Annotated in this window: 19 protein-coding genes and 1 pseudogene; 9 read left to right on the top strand and 11 right to left on the bottom strand. The window is 42.3% G+C overall.

All coding sequences use genetic code 11. The features are described 5' to 3' along the window. Positions 1-2: 2 nt before the first annotated feature. From RM368_RS12695 to RM368_RS12685, 3 genes are all read right to left on the bottom strand, one after another. On the bottom strand, positions 3-452 hold the full coding sequence (locus tag RM368_RS12695) for a hypothetical protein (RefSeq protein WP_322694375.1): 450 nt from the start codon (positions 450-452) through the stop codon (positions 3-5). A gap of 27 nt (positions 453-479) precedes the next feature. Continuing rightward, entirely contained in the window at positions 480-806 is a 327-nt protein-coding gene (locus tag RM368_RS12690) for a hypothetical protein (RefSeq protein WP_322694374.1), read from the bottom strand. Between the two features lie 69 nt (positions 807-875). Then, entirely contained in the window at positions 876-1,082 is a 207-nt protein-coding gene (locus RM368_RS12685) for a hypothetical protein (protein WP_012412959.1), read from the bottom strand. 201 nt (positions 1,083-1,283) lie between these two features. Between RM368_RS12685 and RM368_RS12680 the strand changes: the two genes are divergently transcribed. The 3 genes from RM368_RS12680 to RM368_RS12670 all read left to right on the top strand — a co-directional run bounded on the left by RM368_RS12680 (position 1,284) and on the right by RM368_RS12670 (position 4,867). Then, entirely contained in the window at positions 1,284-1,676 is a 393-nt protein-coding gene (locus RM368_RS12680; RefSeq protein WP_322694373.1) for a hypothetical protein, read from the top strand. Between the two features lie 496 nt (positions 1,677-2,172). Further along, positions 2,173-4,482 carry an ATP-dependent RecD-like DNA helicase gene (locus RM368_RS12675; protein WP_322694372.1) on the top strand — a complete coding sequence of 770 codons (2,310 nt, stop codon included), beginning with the start codon at positions 2,173-2,175 and terminating at the stop codon, positions 4,480-4,482. Between the two features lie 151 nt (positions 4,483-4,633). After that, on the top strand, positions 4,634-4,867 hold the full coding sequence (locus RM368_RS12670; protein WP_229475244.1) for a hypothetical protein: 234 nt from the start codon (positions 4,634-4,636) through the stop codon (positions 4,865-4,867). 69 nt (positions 4,868-4,936) lie between these two features. Here the strand turns inward: RM368_RS12670 and RM368_RS12665 are convergent, their stop codons facing one another. Beyond that, entirely contained in the window at positions 4,937-5,632 is a 696-nt protein-coding gene (locus RM368_RS12665; RefSeq protein ID WP_322694371.1) for a hypothetical protein, read from the bottom strand. A gap of 124 nt (positions 5,633-5,756) precedes the next feature. On the opposite strand from RM368_RS12665, the gene RM368_RS12660 reads away from it, so the two are divergent. Further along, the gene (locus RM368_RS12660) at positions 5,757-5,936 is read left to right on the top strand and encodes a hypothetical protein (RefSeq protein ID WP_322694370.1); all 180 of its coding nucleotides are present in this window, start codon (positions 5,757-5,759) and stop codon (positions 5,934-5,936) included. Positions 5,937-5,952: 16 nt separating this feature from the next. On the opposite strand, the gene RM368_RS12655 is transcribed toward RM368_RS12660, so the two are convergent. Continuing rightward, entirely contained in the window at positions 5,953-6,912 is a 960-nt protein-coding gene (locus tag RM368_RS12655) for a tyrosine-type recombinase/integrase (RefSeq protein WP_322694369.1), read from the bottom strand. A 71-nt stretch (positions 6,913-6,983) separates the two neighbouring features. Here RM368_RS12655 and RM368_RS12650 point away from each other — a divergent pair, with 71 nt between their 5' ends. Next, a complete protein-coding gene (locus RM368_RS12650; RefSeq protein ID WP_322694368.1) occupies positions 6,984-7,136 on the top strand; it encodes a hypothetical protein in 153 nt (50 codons plus the stop codon). A gap of 283 nt (positions 7,137-7,419) precedes the next feature. Here the strand turns inward: RM368_RS12650 and RM368_RS12645 are convergent, their stop codons facing one another. After that, entirely contained in the window at positions 7,420-8,070 is a 651-nt protein-coding gene (locus tag RM368_RS12645) for a TetR/AcrR family transcriptional regulator (RefSeq protein ID WP_322694367.1), read from the bottom strand. A 137-nt stretch (positions 8,071-8,207) separates the two neighbouring features. Here RM368_RS12645 and RM368_RS12640 point away from each other — a divergent pair, with 137 nt between their 5' ends. Next, positions 8,208-8,531, top strand: a complete 324-nt coding sequence (locus tag RM368_RS12640) for a Rieske 2Fe-2S domain-containing protein (protein ID WP_322694366.1) — start codon at positions 8,208-8,210, stop codon at positions 8,529-8,531. A 560-nt stretch (positions 8,532-9,091) separates the two neighbouring features. Next, positions 9,092-9,298, top strand: coding sequence for a hypothetical protein (locus RM368_RS12635; RefSeq protein ID WP_322694365.1), 207 nt, complete (start codon positions 9,092-9,094; stop codon positions 9,296-9,298). Positions 9,299-10,026: 728 nt separating this feature from the next. Here the strand turns inward: RM368_RS12635 and RM368_RS12630 are convergent. Next, on the bottom strand, positions 10,027-10,986 hold the full coding sequence (locus RM368_RS12630) for a putative 2-dehydropantoate 2-reductase (RefSeq protein ID WP_322694364.1): 960 nt from the start codon (positions 10,984-10,986) through the stop codon (positions 10,027-10,029). Between the two features lie 107 nt (positions 10,987-11,093). Between RM368_RS12630 and RM368_RS12625 the strand changes: the two are divergent. Then, a pseudogene (locus tag RM368_RS12625) lies at positions 11,094-12,035 on the top strand (IS5 family transposase). Between the two features lie 238 nt (positions 12,036-12,273). Here the strand turns inward: RM368_RS12625 and RM368_RS12620 are convergent. From RM368_RS12620 to RM368_RS12610, 3 genes are all read right to left on the bottom strand, one after another. Continuing rightward, positions 12,274-13,065 (bottom strand): class II aldolase/adducin family protein, encoded by a 792-nt coding sequence (locus RM368_RS12620; protein WP_322694363.1) that lies wholly within the window; start codon positions 13,063-13,065, stop codon positions 12,274-12,276. A gap of 64 nt (positions 13,066-13,129) precedes the next feature. Further along, positions 13,130-18,469 carry a non-ribosomal peptide synthetase gene (locus RM368_RS12615; protein WP_322694362.1) on the bottom strand — a complete coding sequence of 1,780 codons (5,340 nt, stop codon included), beginning with the start codon at positions 18,467-18,469 and terminating at the stop codon, positions 13,130-13,132. Between the two features lie 202 nt (positions 18,470-18,671). Then, complete coding sequence (locus RM368_RS12610) at positions 18,672-20,294, bottom strand: aminotransferase class V-fold PLP-dependent enzyme (protein ID WP_322694361.1); 1,623 nt, start codon at positions 20,292-20,294, stop codon at positions 18,672-18,674. Positions 20,295-20,668: 374 nt separating this feature from the next. Between RM368_RS12610 and RM368_RS12605 the strand changes: the two genes are divergently transcribed. Continuing rightward, positions 20,669-20,989, top strand: coding sequence for a transposase (locus tag RM368_RS12605; RefSeq protein WP_322694422.1), 321 nt, complete (start codon positions 20,669-20,671; stop codon positions 20,987-20,989). A gap of 42 nt (positions 20,990-21,031) precedes the next feature. Here the strand turns inward: RM368_RS12605 and RM368_RS12600 are convergent, their stop codons facing one another. Further along, positions 21,032-22,426 (bottom strand): cytochrome P450, encoded by a 1,395-nt coding sequence (locus RM368_RS12600; protein WP_322694360.1) that lies wholly within the window; start codon positions 22,424-22,426, stop codon positions 21,032-21,034. Between the last annotated feature and the right edge of the window lie 32 nt (positions 22,427-22,458).

Genomic DNA, 22,458 nt, shown 5'->3' with positions numbered 1-22,458 from the left:
CACTAACAAGCGGCTGTAACGCCGTTAAATAAGATACTTTGAGCAATCCAAAGCACCAGGATTATGAAAAACACGCCTACGGGTTGTTGAACCATCTGCGTTACTTCCTGTCCTTCACCAATGCCGTTGGCAACCTTAAGCCCAGAAGCCACAAAGTATGCAAACAAAAGCACTGTGATGGTTGCATTGATCACTGCCGGAAGTGCTTTAATGGCAGTACTAGCTGCCGCCGCACCACCGCCACCAATACCTCCAGCGCCGCCGAACATACAAGTCATTGCCACCTGAGCCGAATCGAACAAGCCCCACCCATAAGAGGGCATTGACTGCATGACAATGATTGTCGCCGTACCGGCAGCGTTTATGTGATGCTGATACTTGCGCCCAATCACCGCAAGCGCCTTAGCTAGAACTTGAGTTTGTGTTCTTCCTACAGAATTATTAGATGCCAAGTGAATTTCTCCTTATAAACATAAAAATTACTTTTTCGAGCCTCTTTGATGAAACTCATTCTCTATATCAGCTAAAGTATGCTCTCTAGCTAGTGAGCGAATTTCTTGAAGGGGAGCAATATGATACAAGTAGAGCTTGCTCATGCCATTTAGACCACCTGTTTTTTTGTTGGTGAATTTCTTGAACTCTGGCAAGTACTTTCGAGCGATGTTCAAATATGCTTGTAGTTGTCTTGCAGAAACTTTTGGCTTTAACATCGCCGCAACTTCTGGTCTTGTTAGTTCTTCATTTTGCCAAGTTTTCCCCCCTATCCCCATGATTCTGAGAACTTCTTGCAACTTCTGACTATACATAAAATACCCCGCCTTTTTCGTGGCGGGGGAGTGTCATTTTAAAAAATATTAGCGGTCACAAAAAACTGGTTAAAGATAAGAATTGAGCGCTTTTCCTTCCCGTTCCCACTTTTCATCTAAAAGACGACAAGCTACGCGAACAACATTCTGAGGATTCCGTTTATGTTCTCCTGGCATATTCCAGTTCCGGGTAGTGTATTCACTTTCGTACCCCAAAACCAGGGCAAGCTCTCGATAACTTAATTTCCACTTCTTCTTAAACTCTATTGGGTGCATAGTATTTATTTGATACTTGCATAAAGAACTTATTTAATATTTATAACATAATTAGTTAGTCAATTCTTTATAATTTCCTTGGGAGAGATAAATCAAATTTTATATTTGCTTATCTTAATATTCTTCTAGAAAATATTAGCTATCATCGGGTTTATTCAATTTATCTATAATAGAGATATTCTCTTTTAATCAATTAATTTTATGTCCAACACAGATGCTAATTTTCAGCAGCTATTCCAGCCCACAAGTCAAGTTAATAAAGATAACGAAAATCCCACGCTATTAGTCAATCGCCTAACTCCCACTGATGACCAAATCAAAAACTGGCTACACTCACCACAAATCAAACAGTGGCTTACAAAACTACTAATGGGCATACCGAATAATCTCAAGATAGAAGCGATAAATACCATCATCAAAAATCTTATACAAAATCCAGACAAAGACTCTCGAGTACAATTCGGTAGTTCAACTATTGGAGTCGATGTTTTACGGTGGCAGCTTTGGGCATCCTATAAATTACCTTACGCCAGTGGAATCAAAACTCCTGATTGCCCCTACACTTTGAAGAAACATTTGGATACTCCCGATTAACTTCCCAGATCACATAATCCCGAAGTTTCATTAAATTCCCATACAATACCCGATCTATTCTTACCAAAACTACCATGCTTAACTGCCAACTGAGAATTGCTTCCACTATCTCACAAACACCAATGACAAATAAATAGATAAAAGTACGATTTTAATCCGTACTTCCGTCTCTTGATTTTTAATCAATCATCGTTATATTTTGTCGGGTTAAGTTTTTGCAATGCAACAGGCGATCGCACTCTTGGTGAGCAGGTACGCCATTGCTTGACTGCCATTAACTTAGTAGATGACTAAATATTGTATTGAAGCCAAATTTGATGACCTTAACAGAAACATTTCTTTACATCCCTTTTAGGCTCTAGCCCATGAACAGCTTTCATCGCACAAGGAGATTCTTTAGAGTTCGTAAGCCAATTGGATTTTCGATTTGGGACAATGAGTTAGCTTTAGAGCTACCCTTATAGAAGAACAGAATCTCTCAATTACTCTTTGACTCATGACGAGGCTCTTTCAAGTCGAAAAATTTCCGATTCTGATGTTGCCGGAAATCGAGGCGTATTTAGAAAGTGGACTATTTCGTGGAATCGGCAAGAAAACTGCTCAAACTTTGGTCAATTGCTTTGGAAGTGAGACTTTATCGATATTAGATAACAACCCCGAAAAGCTTTACACTGTTCCCGGACTAACTCAATATCGTATTGATGGTATTACCAAAGCTTGGTCAGAGAGTAAAAAGAATCCGAACTTGGGAGTAATTACCCAACTTTTGGCTGTGGGAACTTCATTGAAGTTAGCTTTGAAAATTTGTGACTATTACGGACACAAAACTGCAAATGTACTTCAGAACAACCCTTACAGATTAATTGATGATATTGATGGCATCGGTTTTAAGACTGCTGATCAGCTAGCAATATCTCTTGGTATCCCACTATACAGCGATACTCGCTATATCTCAGCTTTAATCCATGTTTTAAAATCCGGCTTGCGTGAAGGGAATTGTTTTTTACCCTTTGAGCAATTAGTAAGTATTGCCACTGACCTGCTTTGTTCACCACAGCATACGCCCGATGTTCAATTTTTAAATACAATCATTCAACAGTTACTTGCAAAGGGGACTTTAGTTTTGGGTGATGTTGGTAATAGCGTTTATCTCAAAGCTGCTTATCGGGCTGAACTTTCTGTGACTTTGAAAATTCTTGCTCTCCTTGAGCAACCGACTCACCCCACTGAACATTTAGAACACTGGTTAGCCCAATTCCAAACTACTGACTATCGCCAACTTTCACGTTTAAGTGATGAACAAATCAGCGCCTTGATGATGGCAGCCAAACATCCAATTAGCATTATTACTGGTGGCCCTGGTCGAGGGAAAACTTATGTACTGAAAACCTTGGTTGAATGGTTCATGCATACTGATAAAGCGATTGCACTTGCCGCTCCAACAGGGAAAGCTGCTAACCGGATGAAAGATGCTACAGGCATTGAAGCAACTACCATTCACCGTTTATTACAATGGCATGGAAACAATGCGGTTTTTCTTTATAACGAGGATAATCCTCTAAATCTTGATTGTCTAATCGTTGATGAATTTTCAATGGTTGATATATTTCTGTTCAATTCGCTACTCAAAGCCTTGCCCAAAAAAACCAGAATTGTACTGGTAGGGGACTTTGATCAATTGCCCAGTATTGGCGCAGGAATGGTCTTGCGAGATTTAATTGTTTCTGAACTCGTGCCAACTACAAGATTACGGACGATTTATCGCCAACGGCATGAAAGCCCAATTATTTATGCCGCTAATGATGTCAATTCTGGCATAGTCCCTACACTGCACAATTTTAATCAAGTTTCTGATTGGATGGATGTCGGTGACTGTGCAATGATTCTAAAAGATTCGCCCCAAGCGACCTCCCAAGCCATCGTTGAGTTGGTTAAAGCTATTAGCCAGTCAGGTGTTGATTTAAATCAACAACTAATAATCTTAGCGCCCCAAAAACAAGGAGACTGTGGAGTTCACAATCTCAATCTGCTTCTTGCCCCTATCTTTAATCCAAAACTTGAAAATCAACTACAAGTTATCTCTGGGTCGGTTGTCTACCGTGCGGGCGATCGCGTAATCCAACTGAAAAACCGTTATGAAACTGTCCCGCCTGTAATGAATGGCGAGATCGGTCAGGTTATTGCTGTGGAGCCGGAAAAATTTTTGGTTACAATCTCTTGGGAGGGCGGTGCAGTTGTTAATTATTATCCTGGAGACTTCGAGCAAATTATGCACTCGTTTTGTATCACTTGCCACAAGAGTCAAGGTAGCCAATTTCCTTATGTGATTTTCCCATTGGTCAGGGCTAATTACCGGATGTTAACCCGTCAGCTGCTCTACACGACTATGACTCGCGCAATGGGTACATTCATCGCAGTTGGACAGCATGAAGCATTGAAAACTGCTGTCGCTACTGATAAACCCGCCCAGCGTTTTACTGGACTAACTAATCTCCTCATTTCACCTGTTGAGCAACTTAGTGAAATCTGGCAGAGTTTGAGCAACACCAGAAAAACCACTTGTGCGACAACATCTGCGTCTACTGTTACTGTCGCTTCTAGGCTACAACAACGCCAACTAACTGCAACACCTGGACAGATGACTACTATTGGTAGTCTCGCACTACAAATGTATGAATCCAAGTATGGTTATCGTCCCTCAAAACAGCCCGAACTTGTCGGCAAGTTTCGCTTTAATACTTATCACTATGAGACTACCGCAATTGAGTTGATTGATTCAGCAATTGACGCAGTTCTGCGCCTTTAATAAAACCCATGCTCAACATGGGAACAACGGTCGCATCCAACCAGACTACTCTCAAATAGTTATCAGTTAAAAGTTTTGATAATTGGGTTTAAGTTCCCCACTATACGCCGCCAGGACTGATAACTGTTGACTGTTCACTGATTTAATATCTATGGCTATTCCGGCAGCAGAGTTAAAGATCGGGCAATCGGTGAAGTATCTGATCGGCACTCGAAGCGGTATGAGTGCGGCAATAACCGATATCAGCAAATCATCTCTTAGTCTCAAAAATACTCATATTGTTACTTTGACCTTTGATGATGATTCACTACCAAATCACTTAAAAACACAACAACTAACTGTTTATGACGAATTGCTTGAAGGTTGTGAAATAATCACATTTTAAAAAATTCAAATTGGCAACAGCAACAGCAGAGCGCACATCCGCCGCTACAAGTTGAAATTAATCAAAATACTAACTTACTGGCTGATATAATCCCGTCCGATCGTTAAATTCCCACCCCAACCCTGCTCTATCCTTCCCCTTACACCATGCTACAAAAAGCGGTGGGGGAAGATTAATTCGCTCCTTGCGTACACTTTCTTCACTTACACCAAGTCTCTTGGCTAAACCTTCTTCAGTTAACGGTTGCATTCTAGGAGTATGCACTTTGAATGATGAATTATTGTAGTACGGTTTCTGTCCCCGCTTTTGTTGATTGTTGAGATAGTCTTGAATTTTAATGATCGCCTCAGCCAACTGTGTCATTCGGGCATACATCTTCTCCACTTTTTGTTCTAAATTGGCAAGATTATCAATTGCTGTGGTTTGGTTGCTATTAGATTCATTTGAAAACTCTGACTCGAGCTTATCAAGTCTTTCGCAAATAGCTCTTATCGTTTCATTAGTTGGATTATTGTGACTTTTATTACTCGCAATTAAGTACTTCTCTACACTTGCCTTAATCTTTGAGTCTAGGCGTTCGTCTAAATCGTTACCACCTATTGCATCAACCTTATCTTGGGAATCGCCTAAGTAGAGATCGATAAATTCGAGCAGCGTGGCTGTTGCTGTTGTGCCTTTTGAGTTGCAACAGGCGATAAACTGCCCCCACTTCCTTTCGTCACAGTTGAAAGATGCTAATTTTTTTTTACGCCCTGTATTGCTCATGTTCACGTATCATCTAGGTAAACTTGGACTCTCCACGCTTATTAAATCGTGTAATTCATCATGATGGATTACCTTGATGCTATCATCGCCAAATGTGTCAGCGCATTCCTCAAGCAATGTTTTTATGAAGAAATACTACCCGCTTGTTGTGTGGCGTGGATCTCGATATGAGCGGGTAAGTGCGTTACCACCCAAATCGGGAAAATTGGCTTGCATGAAGATGAAGCGATCGCCTCGCTCCTGTGTTACTTGGCACGCTTATCAAGCGTGCCAAGTAGCAAAGCGTGCCAATGTTAGAAGTTAAAAAAACTTGCTGAAGGTTATCTCCTTCGGGGAGTATAGGAAATATCTAATTTTTCTACAGCCCTACGTTTAGGCTCCTCTCCTCGGCGGTCATACTTGGAAGTTGTCGCTGGCGTTGCATGTCCGGCTAATTTTTGGACAGTGACAATATCAGTGCCACAGTCTAGCAGGTCTGAGCAGAATGTCCGGCGAAAGTCATGGGGAGAAAATGACTCAACCCCAGCAACAGTCGCCCGTTTTCGCACAATCAGCAGTACCGCTTGAGAAGTCATACGTCGCAGCTGTACTTCTCCGCCTTTGCGAATCGGACACAAAAGCGCTCCAGCTTTGCGACCCCGAAGCAACAGCCAATCTTCTACCACAGCAGTTGCAGCAGTTGATAAATACACCGTCCGGTCTTTGCCCCCTTTACCGCCACGCACTTCCAGAGAATTTGTGTTGACACTAAAATCTTTCAAATCCAGGTTGACCACCTCAGAGCGCCGCACACCTGCACCACGCAGTATAGCAATTAGTGCTGCATCCCTAATACCCTGCGATGTAGGGTCTTCAATACAAACTCTCATCAGTGCTGCTATTTCCTCAGAAGAAAGCGCCCTACCTCTGAGTCTTGTTTTGACCTTAACGCTAGGAAAATCCACAGCCTTGGCGTAATCAGTTGCATCCATCAATTCCAATCTATACGCTTCTTTTAGCACTCGTCGCAATGCACACAGCATTTTATTAGTTGTCGCTGGGGCATATCGCTGCACTAAGGCAGTGCGTATGGCCGCAGTGTGCTGGTAGCGCAGCGCTGCCCAGTCGAGAGTATAAGCGTCACACTCCCCATTGGTGAGTAAAGAAGCGATTTTGTTTAATGCCTCTTCCATTGTCCGCTTAGAACCTAACGACAGCACAGACAGGTACACCGCAGCCGGGTGAATTGTCAAAGATGGGGGATTGGTCAGAACTAATGATGTAACTGACTGGCGGGGCATTTGCTTATCAGAACTGCTCTTCTCATAAGTAATTTTCCCACCAATGGCGACACCGCGATCGCCGACTGTAGGTGAATAATAAAGTTCAACAATTTCTGTTAGGTGCTTTACCCCGCTTCAAGCATCCGTCCATAAATCGCTTGCCTGTACGCCGCGCCCACGCTACGTTAGTTATTACTAGAGCGATCGCCACCGGCTCATGGCGGTTACGCCATCGCTCTTAAGGCGGGGCGTAGCTGATTGCGCCCACACTCTCTTAGCATCACTCTCCTAGCGCTAACCCTGGTTTCCCACCTGATTTCTGATCAGGTAAGTCCTTTTGTCAATAGGTTTTGAGACGCGCTAACCCTGGAGAAGTAAGAAGATGAAATATCAGTTTTCAACTAATTCTTTTTCCCTTATTACCATTGACTTGAGAAAACTATCTGAGAGTAAGTAACGACTTCAAGCTGAAACGAGAGTATTTTGGAACAAGTTAATATTAAAAATCCAGATAAGCCTTTCCGTTTATGGATGTAAGCGTTTAATACCTGCCAAAATAAAGGTGATTGCTTCTTCGGTGTGTTCCTCAATTATTTCTGGACTAAAACGATTAATCTCTGGAGTTAGATGCTTCCAGTTTTCATGAACTGTGAAGTAAAACAGGCAAATACTCAAGATATGGGTCAGCGCCAGAAACGGTTTGAGGGAGCGAAAATATCCTTCTGCAATGCCTTGTTCTAAAATTTTGAGCAGATGCTCATGGAGGCTCAAAACGTTACATTCCTTGAAATATACTCCTTGATTTTGACTTGCTTCCTGAAACCACAGCATTTGACGCTGAGGATTTTGAGCTTCATTGGTAATTGCGATGCGGATAATCTGCTTTAGGGCTTCTTCGGGGGATAAACCGTCAAAGTTGAATTGCTCAAGAATGGTTTGAACTTCATCGACTGAGCGTTGTAAGGCTGCTTTATACAAGCTTTCCTTGCTCTCAAAATAGTAATGAAGTGTTGCAGTTGTCACCTTGGCGCGATTAGCGATCGCACTCAGACGCGCACCGTTTAAGCCATGCCGTGAAAATTCGTACTCTGCCGCATCCAAAATTTGTTGCTGTGTTATCTGGGCATCTCGAACTGGGCGAACTGATTTGGTAAGTCGTTTACTGTGTCGAACCACTGCATCAAAATTTAGGGTTTGTGTTTATATGGTATCAGGCGAGCGCCTCAATATTGAAGACATTGAATCTGTGAATTGAGGGCAGGGCAGGAAATTGATAAGCTTACTGATTAATTAGTAAGTTAACTTTCTCAACTATGAAGCAACTGCAAGGCGCACCGTGGCTGTTGGCACATCGTTCCATGCTTAAGCCAAATAAACCAATGAAATTTTCTTTGCTAGGTAATGATTGCGTCCTTTGGCAAAATAATTATGGTGTAACTAATGCTTTACCCAACGCTTGCCCTCACATGGGTGCAATGCTATCAGAGGGATGGTGCATAACAAAACCTAATGGCAGTAGTGTAATCACCTGTCCTTTTCATGGATTGGAATTTGATGCTTCAGGTTGTACAGTCCTGCCTGGAGATAACAAGCCAACTAAATCATTAATGCAGCCACTAAATTTAGTTGTTCTCTAATTTCTTCTTCTCGTTCTCTCAGCTTTTTCCCATTCCACTCTGTGATATTTGTAAATTCTAAAAGTTTTGTTACCTGTAAATGAAAACTTTTAACTGACTTGTTTAAATCAAGAGTTGCACTTATATTTTTTGCCATAAAAGGTAGACGTTAAAACCCTAGAAAGATTACTTAACCGGAATCCTACCTTGTTTTTGACCCTCATAAATTTTTGCACACATCAATCACCACACTTAAAATTTATTGGCAGTCTATGTATTAATACGTCCATCTATGTAACAAATATTTTTAAGTACTGAAGAAAGTTGTTAGCGATCGCTGGTTTTTGATCCTACTTCACCAAATCGCGTTGCTCCCGAAAGAACTTTTCATGGGGAGAGAGGAGCTAGTGTAGGTATTGGACAAAGTTACAGTACGTTAGCCTGGATACCAGAGGCAGATGGGAGTTGGGCATTGCCGTTAAGACATGAACGGATCACCAGCTTTGAAACGCCAACGAGTAGGGCGGCATTTCAACTAAAAACTGTGACTCGTGAGTTAGGAAAAAGACCGCTTGCTGCTTATGACCGAGGTTCTTGTCTTCGCCAAATTTGTCCAAGCAACGGAGAAGATTGACGCAGACCTGTTGTTGCGTTTAGCTTCTAACCGATGCGTATGGGGTACACCTGGTGCTTACAAAGGACGAGGTGCACCGTGTAAACATGGTCATAAGTTTAAGCTCAATGACCCGGAAACTTGGACAGAGGTAACTGAAACTCTCTTATGTTGAAGACCCGAAAGTTGGTCGAGTTAAAGTAATGTGCTGGAGTGGGCATCAGCCACCTTCGCGTAAGCGTTATCCTACTGTCAAAAAACACGCATCTAAAAAACCTAAAACCGAAGAATCACTTAACAAAGCTGACTCAACTGCTGCTTAGTTTCGGCTGATTTTCTCATGATTCAACTTGACTCAGTTTCTCCAGGAAGTTGGGTAACTTTGTCTTGCTGTTCTCTTAATTACTGGTTGAATCTAAATTAGTCCAAACTCCAGTAGTAAATAAGATGCGTTTGCCCTGGGAATTGAAAGCAGTTACCGATTAAAAAATCTCTGCCGGATTAGAACTAATAATAAAAATCCTGTTTTGAGGTTACTATTTGTTGGTATATCTTTTCTTCTGGTAAATATTTGGGTGAACTTTCTGTGGCTCAAAGTTTGCAAAAAAAGACCAGGACATCGATTAATTTATCGTAAACTTTTTGAGCTAAGAGCTAAAACAGATGTTGGCGTTTTTACGCCAGGTTGTTGAACGTAAATACGAAGTTGTTAAAGGTATTTATATTCCATCGAGTTAATGTCATCATTTTAGCATCCAGATTTTTATAAGTATTCCTGATATATAATCTGTCTGCTGGTGAGATGAATTAAGAGAAAAAAGTATTACACAATACAAAATTGTTGATAATTTCCCTTTTAGAAAAAACTTTTTGGTTTACTGACAATAAAATATTCTCATGCCCTCAGTAATTTTTTGCAACACAACCGCAATTTTTGGCGTCAAGGAATTTAATCTGCTGATAAAGCATAGTAAGTTGTGTTAAATTAGCACCAGCTTCCTGTGCTTTAAGTAGTGGGTTGCCAAAGATTGCCTCTACCTCTAGTGGGCGGTGTTCATCGTAGTCAATCTTCATGCTGGTGCGGTACGGCTTCATTTTGTCTGTGTGCTCAAGCAGGTAGTGGATAAAGTCATCGGAGATAGTGCAAGCGCAACTTCTTGCACCCTTTACCACTTCACTCATTAACTGCTTGATTAAAGAGCGAGTGTGAAGATCCGCCATTAGCTCATCCGTCGTGGCATTGAGGACAACAGGGAGTCCACTGTAGGGGATATTCCAAACCAGTTTTTCCCAACGCGCCTGGAGTAAGTTGTCTACCATACGGATGGGAATATCGGCGCGTTCAAAGTCAGTGGCAATCTGACACATCTGTTCAGTAACACCACAGGGTCGATAGTTAGGGGCATATTCGCCGAGTTTAATTTCTTTATAGTCTAGGTGGCGGATATGTCCCGGTCCGACCTTATTAGAGCACAGAAAGCACAGCCCCCCTATGATCTGTTGTTGCGGTCCAACAATCCTGATAACTTCTTCTTCAATACCCAGTCCATTCTGTAGCAACAGAACAACGCCGCCCTCCTTCACTACAGCTGGCAACAAATGTGGCAGCAAGTGGTTTTGCGTCGTCTTCAGTGTTATGGCCACGACATCGCAAAGAGGCATCTCACTCACATCATTGTAGGCGTTAACATGGGGGAGAGTAAAGTCGCCGTCTATTGACTCAACAACTAGACCATGTTTGCTAACATATTCATAATCACTATGCAGCAGGAAGTGAACATCCAGCCCGCCTCGTTGTAGGCAAGCACCATAGTAGCCGCCCAGGGCACCGGTTCCAAGAATAGCGTAACTGCGGTTGGGCATCGAAAATTCCCTAAAATTACGTAGTTTGACAATTTAAGATGGCGTTGTTGCGTGAATAGGGAGAAATGGTAAATTTTACTTATCCCCTTTCTACTCCCAGCTTGACCATGAAAACCAAAGCGAAGTATAAGGTTCGCAACTGGAACGCTTATGATGCAGCGCTTAAGCAGCGAGGCAGTATTAGCTTCTGGGTGAGTGAGGAGGTGGTGGAGCAGTGGCGCAATGAAAAAAAAACCGGACGAAAAGGAGCTTCCAACTATTACAGCGACGTGGCAATCGCAACAATGGGGACGATTCAATCGGTGTTTCATTTACCTGGGCGGCAAGCAGAAGGTTTTTTGGAATCGCTGTTCACGCTCATGGGGGTTGAGCTAGAAGTACCAGATCACTCCACGCTGTCCCGTCGTTTGAGCTTTCTTGTCAGTGGAACTGCCAGTAGTTCCAAAGAATAAGGCTATTCATGTCGTGGTGGATTCGACGGGAGTAAAAGTATATGGTGAAGGCGAGTGGAAAGTTCGCACACATGGAGTTGGTAAACGGCGTACATGGCGCAAGTTGCATTTAGGAGTTGATGAGGGAAGCGGGGAGATTTTGGCTGCTGTAGTCACTACTAATGATGTCGCTGATTGCGAGGTACTACCTGACTTGTTGGAGCAGATTGAGCATCCGATAGCGCAACTATCTGGTGATGGTGGCTATGACACATTCGACTGTTACGATGCGACGCAGGAGCGGGGTGCCACAGCGAGTATTCCTCCGCGCAGTAACGCCAAGATTCAACAACATGGTAACCGTAAAGCACCTCCTCATCCAAGAGATGAGAATCTGCGCTCAATACATCAAGTTGGACGCAAGCAATGGAAGCAACAAAGCGGATATCATCGGCTTCGCTGTCTGAAACAGCTATGTTTCGCCTCAAAATTATTTTCGGAGGCAAGTTAAGACGACGATTTTTTGACAATCAAGCCGTTGAATTATTCTTGCAATGTGCTGCCCTTAATCGCATGATCCAGTTGGGCAAACCCGATAGCTACAAAATTGAAAACTAAATCACAATTTCACTAAGCAAAGGTGTGTCTTTTTTTGTTTCATGCAACAAAGCCATTTAAGATGCGGAATGTGGGTTCCATGCTCAAAACACTTGCTGTCCAAGCATAGTTCAACGATGATATCAGGGGAGGGGGATTCGACGGCGAATGCCCTTTTACCCAATTATAAAAAAGGGACAATATCCCTTTGACCCATATTGTTAGGTCAACTGAGGCTTTTTGGTCGTTTTGCCACATCTCAGTTGAGCAAGTCTGGCTCCTGGTGAACAATCATGTCGTATAACGATTGGAAGCTGAACCAGCCTACGTAATGGGAACCAACCTGAGTGTAAGTCAGACTAGCGGTATCGTGGTCTATGAGCACTAACCTCCCCACTGCCTCAGCCATCACCTGTACTTGACAGGCCCGCTCCATCGAGATCAACCACCATGCTGCCTCATCAACCGAGTGACCAACGCTCAGCAAGCCATGATTGCGTAGGATGACTGCCTTCTTATCTCCTAGTGTAGCAGCAATGCGCTGACCATCCTCAGAGCCTAGCACCACACCAGTGTAGTCAGAGAACAGAGCGTGGTCTTCATAGAACGCACATACATCCTGGGTGATAGGATCGAGAATGCGTCCAAGTGTTGACCAGGTTTTGCCGTAGAGCGAATGGGAATGAGCTGCTGCAACTACATCCGGTCGGGCTTTATGAATTTGGGAGTGGATAGCGAAAGCAGCGACATTCACTGGTTTGTCACCCTTCACAATCTCACCCTTGTGATTGACCAGCAGAAGGTCTGAGACGCAGATGCGACCAAAATGCATCCCGAAAGGATTAATCCAAAATTGGTCAGGAAATTCGGGGTCACGAGCAGTGATGTGACCAGCAACACCTTCATCGAAGCCGTAGCGGGCGAATAAGCGGAACGCCGCAGCTAAGTGTTGTTTGCGATGGAGGCGCTCATCTTCTACACTTTTAAATGTAGGCGGTTGAGAAAGGTCTACTTGAGACATAGCTTTAGCTACACAGGGTATTGGTATCATTGTGAAAACTGAATTCTGATTAGGGCATTCAGTTTTTATACTTCCTGTTTAAGGAACACTATTTTCAGCATTTGATATCATCAAAACAGCGTCTTAACTGTCGTGCTAATTCCTGGACATAAGGTTCAGTAAACATCGAGAAATGATTGCCCGGAACTTCAATTAACTTGATGGGTTGCTCAGAATATTTACCCCAACCTAACAAAGGGTCATCACTTGTGAACTCTGAGTTTTGAAAATCGTGAGTAATTTCATCGGTAGCTCGAAACAGAGTAATTTCGCCGGGATAAACCTGCGGGACATAATCTCGCATAGCTTGAATATGAGCTTTAAAAAGTTTGTAAATACGAAGAAACTGCTGAAGTTCAGCATCGTTAACAATGTTAGCTTTCCTCATCAAGAGCTTGAATTGCTCATCGGGTGGGAACTGCTGGAGTTCATTATAGGAAAGTGGCACATCTATGCCAAAAAAGTTTTTTAGAAATCCAGCTATGCGAATTACTAATTGAGCATCATCTTTTATTATGTGGGTAGCAGTTTTTGGAAATACAGCATCAAACACAGCAAGCAAACATACGTTTTGATCCTGCCTTCGCAGTTGTTGTGCCATCTCAAAGGCAATCATCCCGCCGTAACACCAACCTCCCAAAAGATACGGACCTTCTGGTTGCGTTACGCGAATTTCTTCAATATAATAAGCAGCTGTCTCCTCAACTGAAACAATGTCCGTTTCGTGTTGATTAGGGCTTTGTTCCAGCGCGTAAAATGGTTGTTCTAGATCGAGTTTGCTTGCCATCTTTGGGTAAGCAATAATGCTTCCCCCTGCTGGATGTACGCAGAAGAAAGGAATCCTTGAACCGGAAGACCGAATGGCTACCACAGGCGAACGCGAACCCGAACTAATTTGCTGGCTAAGAATTTTAGCAAGTTGTTTGATTGTCGAACCTTCAAAAAGAGTAGATAGGGGAAGGTTCTGCCCAAACCGCTCGTGAATTTGAGCCATTAAGCGTGCAGCTAAAAGAGAGTGCCCCCCTAATTCAAAGAAGTTGTCTGTAACTCCAATCGGGCTGATGTTCAGGAGATTTTCCCAAATCTGTACTAAAGCCAATTCCCAATGGTTTTGAGGAGCGGCAAAGGATTCGGTGGAGTGGGATCGAATAACATCGTCAGCCGGAAGCAATCGCTTGTCTAGTTTCCCACTCGGCGTTAGCGGTATCGCATCCAACATCACAAAGGCAGAAGGTACCATATATTCCGGCAGATTCTCTTGTAGTTTGCTGCGGAGTCGTGGCACTAAATTGCGGGCAAATTTTCCCTGTAGGGGATTATTTGCATAAACATTCCAAAGTTTTACGCGGGCATTTTCACCAGGGAATTTAACAACTGCCGTTTTATCTCGCTTGAACAGCACATTGTAACTTCCCGAACGGTCAGAACCAATCCAACTAATCTCAACAGTATAGCCTAAATCCTGGCTCAAATCCCAAAAATCTTCCGGGTCTACCTCAGAACTTTTAACGCTTTCCTCCAAAGCTGATCTAAATTCACCCACTATCTGGGAGTTGTTATAACTTGTCAGCCATTCTACCATTTTGATATCTGTTGAAATCCGAGCATTTGGCACGCCAGTCAAGCCTAAAAATTCTGGCTGAGTTTGTTCTATTAACTGACGAACTGAAGACAGCGTTAACATTTGCTCCCGCCAATCCATCCAAGAAATTTTAACTGGGGAATTATCAGTGGCTCCAATATGAAGCGTCACATCATAGCGATATTTGGTGACTTCATTATTAGAGTGGCGACCTCGTTTTGGCTGAATTTGAACATGACTAATTTTCGGTATATGCTGTTTTAAGGCAATAAAGAAGGCTGGGTCAATTACCAGTTCTTTTTCTTGGGTAAGGCGTTTTTGTACTCGTTGTTGTAGCTGAACTTTGGTTAACTCATCGGAAGCTTTGTACAGTTCGACCGAAGCGTGAAGAGGCTCCAAGAGTAAGAAGTTACGCACATCTCCCACGAAAACAAATCCGCCTGGTTCTACCGCATTTACAGATCCTTCTAAGACATGTAAGAGATAGTTGATACTTGGAAAGTATTGAATGACAGAATTGAGAATTACTGTGTTAAGACTATCTGCATCGATTCCCTCAAAGTCGTTGGCATTTTTTTGAAAAAGAGTTACCTGCTCCCGGGCTTGCTTTAGTATAAGCAGCTGCTTCCCGAGATAGTCCAGAGCGGTTTGTGAGAAATCTGTACCCACATATTTTGTACATAGAGGAGCAAGGCGGAACAGGAGCAAACCCACGCCACAACCTATTTCTAAAACACGGGTCGGGTTTTTCTCAAGAATACGCTCAATTGTATAGTTTACCCAATCCTGCATTTCTTTTGGAGGAATAGGGTTACCAGTATAGCTACTATTCCAGCTAACAATATTGAAGGTTGGGTCTTGTGGGACAGAAGGTTGAGTATAAGTTTCATCCCAGACTTTTTCCCATTCAGACAATTGCTCTGTATACAATTCTGTTTGTGGTTGATTTTCTTTAGAGATGACAAGATTTTGTGTCTCTGTCACCACATAAGCTATGAGACGTTTTTCGCTTTGAGGATCATCAATAGCGATGACAACGCATTCTCTGACATCTGAATATTGTGCGATTACTGCCTCAATTTCTCTTAGTTCAACTCTGAAGCCTCGGATTTTTATCTGGTCATCATGACGACCCAAATACTCAAGATTACCATCATTTAGATAACGCACTAAATCACCAGTTTTGTAAATCTTACTTCCTGGCACAAAGGGGTTATCAATAAACCGTTTGTGGGTTAATTCAGAATGATTAAGATAACTCCTAGCTAATCCATCACCACTAATATATAATTCACCAAAGACTCCTACAGGAACTGCCTGCAAATAGGGATCCAATACATAAACCTGTGTATTGTCAATTGGACGACCGATGGGAACGCTACTTGGTTTTTCTGGCAATAAACTTGTGTCGTAGCAAGTGACGTTGGCAGAGACTTCAGATGAACCATAAAGGTTGATTAGTTTTGCCGTTGGCATCAATTCTTGGAAAGCTCGTGCTAAGTCTAGAGAAAGGACTTCTCCACTGGTTATCCAGAGTTTGAGCTTCGACAAATTTTTAGTTAGATTGCCGTAGCTATTTACAAGTACCTGAAGCAATGAAGGGACAAGTATCAGCCGTGTAACTTTGCGATCGCTAAGAGTTTCTATGAAGAGTTGGGTGTCTTTAACAATTGTATCGGGAATAATAACGCTTGGAATTCCCTGAAGTAAGGGAGCAAAAAGCTCCCATACTGAGTCTACAAAACTAATACCACTTTTTTGGCAACAAATCTCCTCAGTTTCAAAAGGATAGGTTTTCCACAACCACTGTAAGCCATTGACTGTGCCTTTATGAGTACCGAGAACGCCCTTGGGAGTTCCAGTTGAACCAGAAGTGTAGATAACATAAGCCAGATGATTAGCTGTAAAAGTGCTGATAGGGTTTTCTTGAGATTCTTGGGCAACTGCGTCTTTGTGGACATTCAAGCAAATAGTTGTAGCTGAAGATTTGGGCAGCTTTTCTAATATCCCCTGTTGGGTTAGTAACACTGAAGCCTGAGAATCAGAGAGCATGAAATCTAGGCGAACACTTGGATAATTGGGGTCAAGGGGAATGTAAGCACCGCCTGCTTTGAGAATAGCCAAAATCCCAATAACCATTTCCACTGATTGCTCTAGACAAATAGCGACAAAGGTTTCTGTTGTAACTCCCAACTTTTGTAAATAATGGGCAAGCTGATTAGCCTTCTGGTTGAGCTGCTTATAGGTCAACTGGTCTGACTGACCAATTAATGCTAAAGCATTAGGTGAGTGCTCAACTTGCTGCTCAAATAATTTATGGAGACACGCATTTTGAGGATAATCCGACCCAGTATCATTCCATCCTATTAACAGTTGCTCTCGCTCTCTTACAGTAAGTATTTGAAATTCAGAGATTTGCAGATTTGGATTAGCAACAATGCTTTCTAGTAGAGTTTGAAAATTTTTGATTAAGCGAGTAATTGTTGCCGAATCAAACAGATCGGTGTTGTACTCCAAAAACCCTGTTAATTCCTGCTCTGATTCGGCAATCGATAAGAACATGTCGAACATTGCCGTGCCGCTATCAACCTCCAAGGTACGCAAGGTTAAACCAGAAACCTTTTGAAGGGGCATTGGAGCATTTTGTAGAACAAACATTACCTGAAACAGAAGATTACGGCTTAGGTTTCGCTCAGGTTGCAATTCTTCTACCAGCTTCTCAAAAGGCAAATCCTGATGTGCATAAGCATCGAGAGTTACCTCACGCACCCGACTCAGAAGTTGACGAAAGCTCGGGTTGCCGCTCAGGTCATTACGCATCACTAGAGTATTGACAAAAAAGCCAAGCATCCCTTCCAACTCGGCTCGGTTACGGTTAGCAATTGAAGAACCTACTAGGATGTCTTCTTGCTCTGTATAGCGGTAAAGTAATGTATTAAAGCCCGCTAGCAAAGTCATAAATAAAGTGGCTTCTTCTTGCTGGCTTAATTTATTAAGTGCCTTTGTTAAAGTTTTGGAGAAAGTAAAGTATTCCTTTGAGCCAGTAAAAGTGGCAATGCCGGGTCGCAGACGATCCGTGGGTAACCGCAGCACAGGTAGGTCACCACTTAGTTGTTGCTTCCAATAATTTAGTTGGGTTTTGAGCAATTCACCTTGCAAGCGATCGTGTTGCCAAACAGCAAAGTCTGCGTACTGAATGGGGAGTTCAGGCAGGGGTGAAGGCTGATCTGTAGAGAATGTAGCATACAGTGTTGCTAACTCCCGCATGAACACGCCACTAGACCATCCATCAGAGACAATATGGTGCATGGTCAAAAGAAAAACGTGCTCTTCTTTGCTTAGACGCAGCAAAGTTGCTCGTACTAGTGGTCCTTGAGCTAAATCGAAGGGCTTTTTAGCTTCCTCAGTTGCTAGTTGCTGAACTTCAGGTTCCCAATGTTTACCTGATAGATGCTCAAGGTTGATTATAGGTAGATCCCAGGTTAATTCGGGTGCAATGACCTGCCTCGGCTGTCCATTTACTGTCACAAAAGTGGTGCGCCAAGCTTCGTGACGTCTCAAAATTTCGTTAAGACTTTGCTTGAAAGCAGTTACATTGAGCCTCTCCTTTAAATGAAGAGCACCAAGAATATTGTAGAAGGGACTTCCATGGTAATACTGGTCAATAAACCACAGTTGCTGCTGGGAAAAAGATAAGGGAACATGGTCTGAGAATGGACGCTTGGAAATAGCCTGCTCTGTAAATTGACCAGCCTTCCATTTTTCCAGAAGGGCTTTTTTGGTAAGTGATAAATGAGAGTATCGTTTGTCCATGTCTAATAGTTTTTTGAGAATTGCTAATTGTGAAATTGTCCTTTATCCGTAAGCTAGTCATTAATGACTATTGACCATCAACCATTGATTTAAATAACTTCAACTTCTCCTTTGGATAATTATTCTATTTTTTTGAGAAGAAGTTCCTCAATCATTTCTGCTAGCTTTGCTACATCAGTTTCAATACCGCTACGTTTTTTGTTTATCTAATAACTATTTCTGTCGCTATCTTTATCTGATCGTTTAACACAGCATCGATATCATCTTCAGTGGTAAGGGGATTAGCAATGACAGACCGCAGCGCCACTAAGGGGATATCTTGTCCATAGCGTGTGGTATTAGTTGTTGTCCGTGAGACAAAAGTGCGACCAGCATGACGCTGATCTTTTTGTAGTTGATGATTGAATCTGTTGAGAAATTCGTTCTCTATTTTAGTCAATTTCCCTTTAGTAGCATTTTCTTTCAAAGAATCAGGGATATAGCGATAGATGAGAATGTTGAGATCCGGTTCTGCCAACAATTCAAATTCAGGCATAGCCGAAATGCAATTTGCTAGATATTGAGTTTTTCGGATTCCTTCATTAATCAAAAACTCATACCCTTTAACACCAATAAGATTTAGCCCGGCATCCAATAACAACACTGTACTTGGACAAGAACCTTCCAAAGCGCGTTTACCTAGATCAACTGACTTTTTACGCACGGCATAGGGTGCCTGTTTTTCTATCACTTCTGCCTTTTTAGGATCGCGCAGAAAAAGCATACCAATACCCATTGGTAGATACATTTGTTTATGTCCATCAATGGTTACTGAATCTGCTTTTTCGAGACCAGCAAGTTTATGCCGATGTTTTTGAGAAAAGATAACTGGTCCACCCCAAGCGGCATCTACGTGAAAATGAACATTAGCTTCTTGGCTAATGTGGGCGATATCTGAAAGTGAATCTACACCGCCAGAGTCTGTAGTACCAGCAACTCCAATGATCGCGATAATATGTTGGTTTTGAGCGCGACACTTTCTTATGGTTTGACGTAGTGCTTGTAAGTCAATCTGGTTCTTGTGGTTCGCTGGTACTTTAATTAAGCCATGTGCACCAATCCCCAATAAGTCTGCAGCTTTTTCAAACGAGTAATGTATTAAGCTAGAGCCAATCACAACTGCTCCGTTGTAACCATAACAATTTAATGCTGCTGCTAAACCTTCATTTGTAACGCCAGTAAAACCATCTTTTGGTCCTAAAGAAGCATTGCGAGCACACCAGAGAGCTGTAATATTGGCGATTGTTCCACCAGAAACTATAATACCTAGTGTACTTTGGGGATTTTGAATATGCTGTGAGTAAAATTCCTCAGGAAAATCATATATTAAGCGATGTATCTTTGCTAAGACTTGACGTTGATAAGGAGTTAAAGCTTTTGCTGTTTCTGTTTTAACTAAATTTTGATTCATCGCCGTCATTAATTTTGCTATTGGTCTCACAAAGTAGGGAAGTGCGGCATTCATGTGACCAATAAATCGCGGTGAAGATGTATGAATCGAATGAGTTACAACTTGCTCATATAACTTATTTACATAAGTTTTATTATTAACAGTTTTTGACGGAAATTTACTATTAGTGAAATTTTCTATCAACTCACTAATTTCTATGTCACTACTGCTGTTAATGGTTCGGAGAAAATTTTTAACTATAGCATTAATATGTTCATCCATTTCTCGTTCGGCTTTAACCGAATCAGTTGAGTTTTCAAACAGTTTCATCACATTTTCTTGAATGCTATTTTGCTCCGCAGAGTTTAGACAATCCAAATAAAGGGAATTAAACATTGGTTTCTTACTTTTCTTTCTAGTGATTGTTTAAGGAAGTGTTTGAAAAACGGATTAAACACTTAAAAGTGAGTAGATTAATGTCGCTGCGATTGAGGCGGCTGGAGCAAAGGTGATATCTTTACCACCTTATTCACCCGATTTGTACCAATTTAGGCTGTCTTGGTCTAAAATCAAACAATTTTTGCAATTACAAACTACCACACATAAGTAAGTCGGTGAGAAAAAATCAAACCATGTAACGAAAAGTAAAATCTTGATATTTGGCTCGTAGTAGCGCAGAGAGCGCATGTATCGCAACTATAAACCAGTGATAATTATTTGCGCCGACTTACTTATGAAGAATTGTAGCCTGCGATCGCGACATCACTTGAATTTGGGATGGTGCGCCTTATCACCGGGCGCAAGCTGTAAAAGAAGCATTGGAAGTGTTACAAATGAACCTGGAACCCTTACCTGGTTATAGCCCTGATTTTATGCCTGTCGAACACCTCTGGCAGTGGTTACGTGAAGATGTTACTTATCATACACATTATCATTCTTCTACAGAACTGATTGAACTCGTTCATTTATTTGAACAAGATATTAATTCCAACCCCTTTGAAATTAGCGTAGGCGTAGCCCGCCGCAAGCATCGCTTCTGGGTGAAAAATCACCTTGACCCTGACGAGGAAAAAATACGGGTTTCAACGTAGACGAGGTTTGAACAGATCCAACTCAATAGCATTTTTCTGCCCTTAAATAGTTTTTGCAACACTATGCTTGTCCGTCACAATCATTTTCAATCCACGAGGAGGTGAGATGATCACACCACGGCGTTCAGACTTGATGGGGTGTTGATCAACCACTTCCAGTTGCAAGCGCGATAAAACAGTTGCTAATACCAACTTCATTTGAAATGGCGCGAATGCAAAACCAATACAGCGACGATTGCTACCCCCAAAGGGTAAATACTCGTAGGGAGAAAACTGGCGTTCCAGAAAGCGCTCTGGCTTAAAGCGGTCCGGCTCTGGATATATGTCTTGCTGACGGTGCGTCAAATAAATGCACGGAGCAAGTCCTGTATCTGCATCAAACTCATAACCCATTAGCTTGAAAGGTGATTTGAGAATTCGAGGAGCTACAATTATCACAACGGGGGAAATCCGCAGCGTTTCCTGGCAAACTGCATTAAGATAAGGAAGTTTAGCGATCGCACTGGGGTCTGGGGAAGGACCTAAGGTATCTAATTCGTGTAAGAGTTTATCCCGTACTTCTGGGGTACGGTAAATCCAATACAATGCCCAGGTCATTGCTCCAGCAGTTGTTTCGTTACCAGCTAGCAGCAAGGTCAGCAATTCATCATGTAATTCTACATCTGTTATGTGCTGACCTGCTTCATCAATAGCAGACATCAGCAAAGACAAGATATCGGTAAGAGTCGGATCAAATTGCTCCCGACGTTGGCTAATCTCACTGTAGATAATTTTGTCAATTTGCTCTTTTTGACGCAGGAAGCGTCCCCACGGGCTCCAATTACCTAAATCTTTTTGCAATCCAGGTAGAAACAACAAACTAGTATTTAAGGGGTTTCCAGAACTTAGTTCTAGGACTGCTGTCCACAGACTTGCCAACTTTTGAAAACGGGGTCCTTCCTTCAAACCAAACACAGTACGCAGCATGACTTGTAAGGAAATGTCCTGCATAAATGAACGAACCTCAAAAGGTTGTCCAATTTTCCATTGCTGAATAACTTCTTCAGTAATATTACAAATTACCTGACCATAAACGCGCATCCGTTCTCCATGAAATGGAGGCATTAATAGCTGGCGATGGCGACGGTGGCGACTACCGTTTAACAATAGCAGTGACTCATTTCCTACTTGGGGTCGTAAAACTGCTAAGTCTTTACCTACCTCAAATAAGTTGGGATCAGCATTCAAAACTTCCTGAATTGCTTGAGGGTTACTAAAGAGTACGACTGGTGTATTATTGAACCGTATGGTGAAAATATCGCCATACTTCTGGTGACAAGCATCTAAAAATTCAAGAGGGCGAACAAGCCACTGTAACCACTGTAATACTCCTGGCATTTGAGGACCATTAGGGAGTTTGCTCAGAGTTTTTCCGTTTTTGTTAAAGTTTTCCGTCATAAGATTAAGCTGGCATCTCAGCGTAGACAGTT

It is taken from the genome of Nostoc sp. DedSLP03, assembly GCF_034530815.1.
Classification (GTDB): domain Bacteria; phylum Cyanobacteriota; class Cyanobacteriia; order Cyanobacteriales; family Nostocaceae; genus Nostoc.
This window is presented reverse-complemented; position numbering and strand designations above follow the sequence as displayed.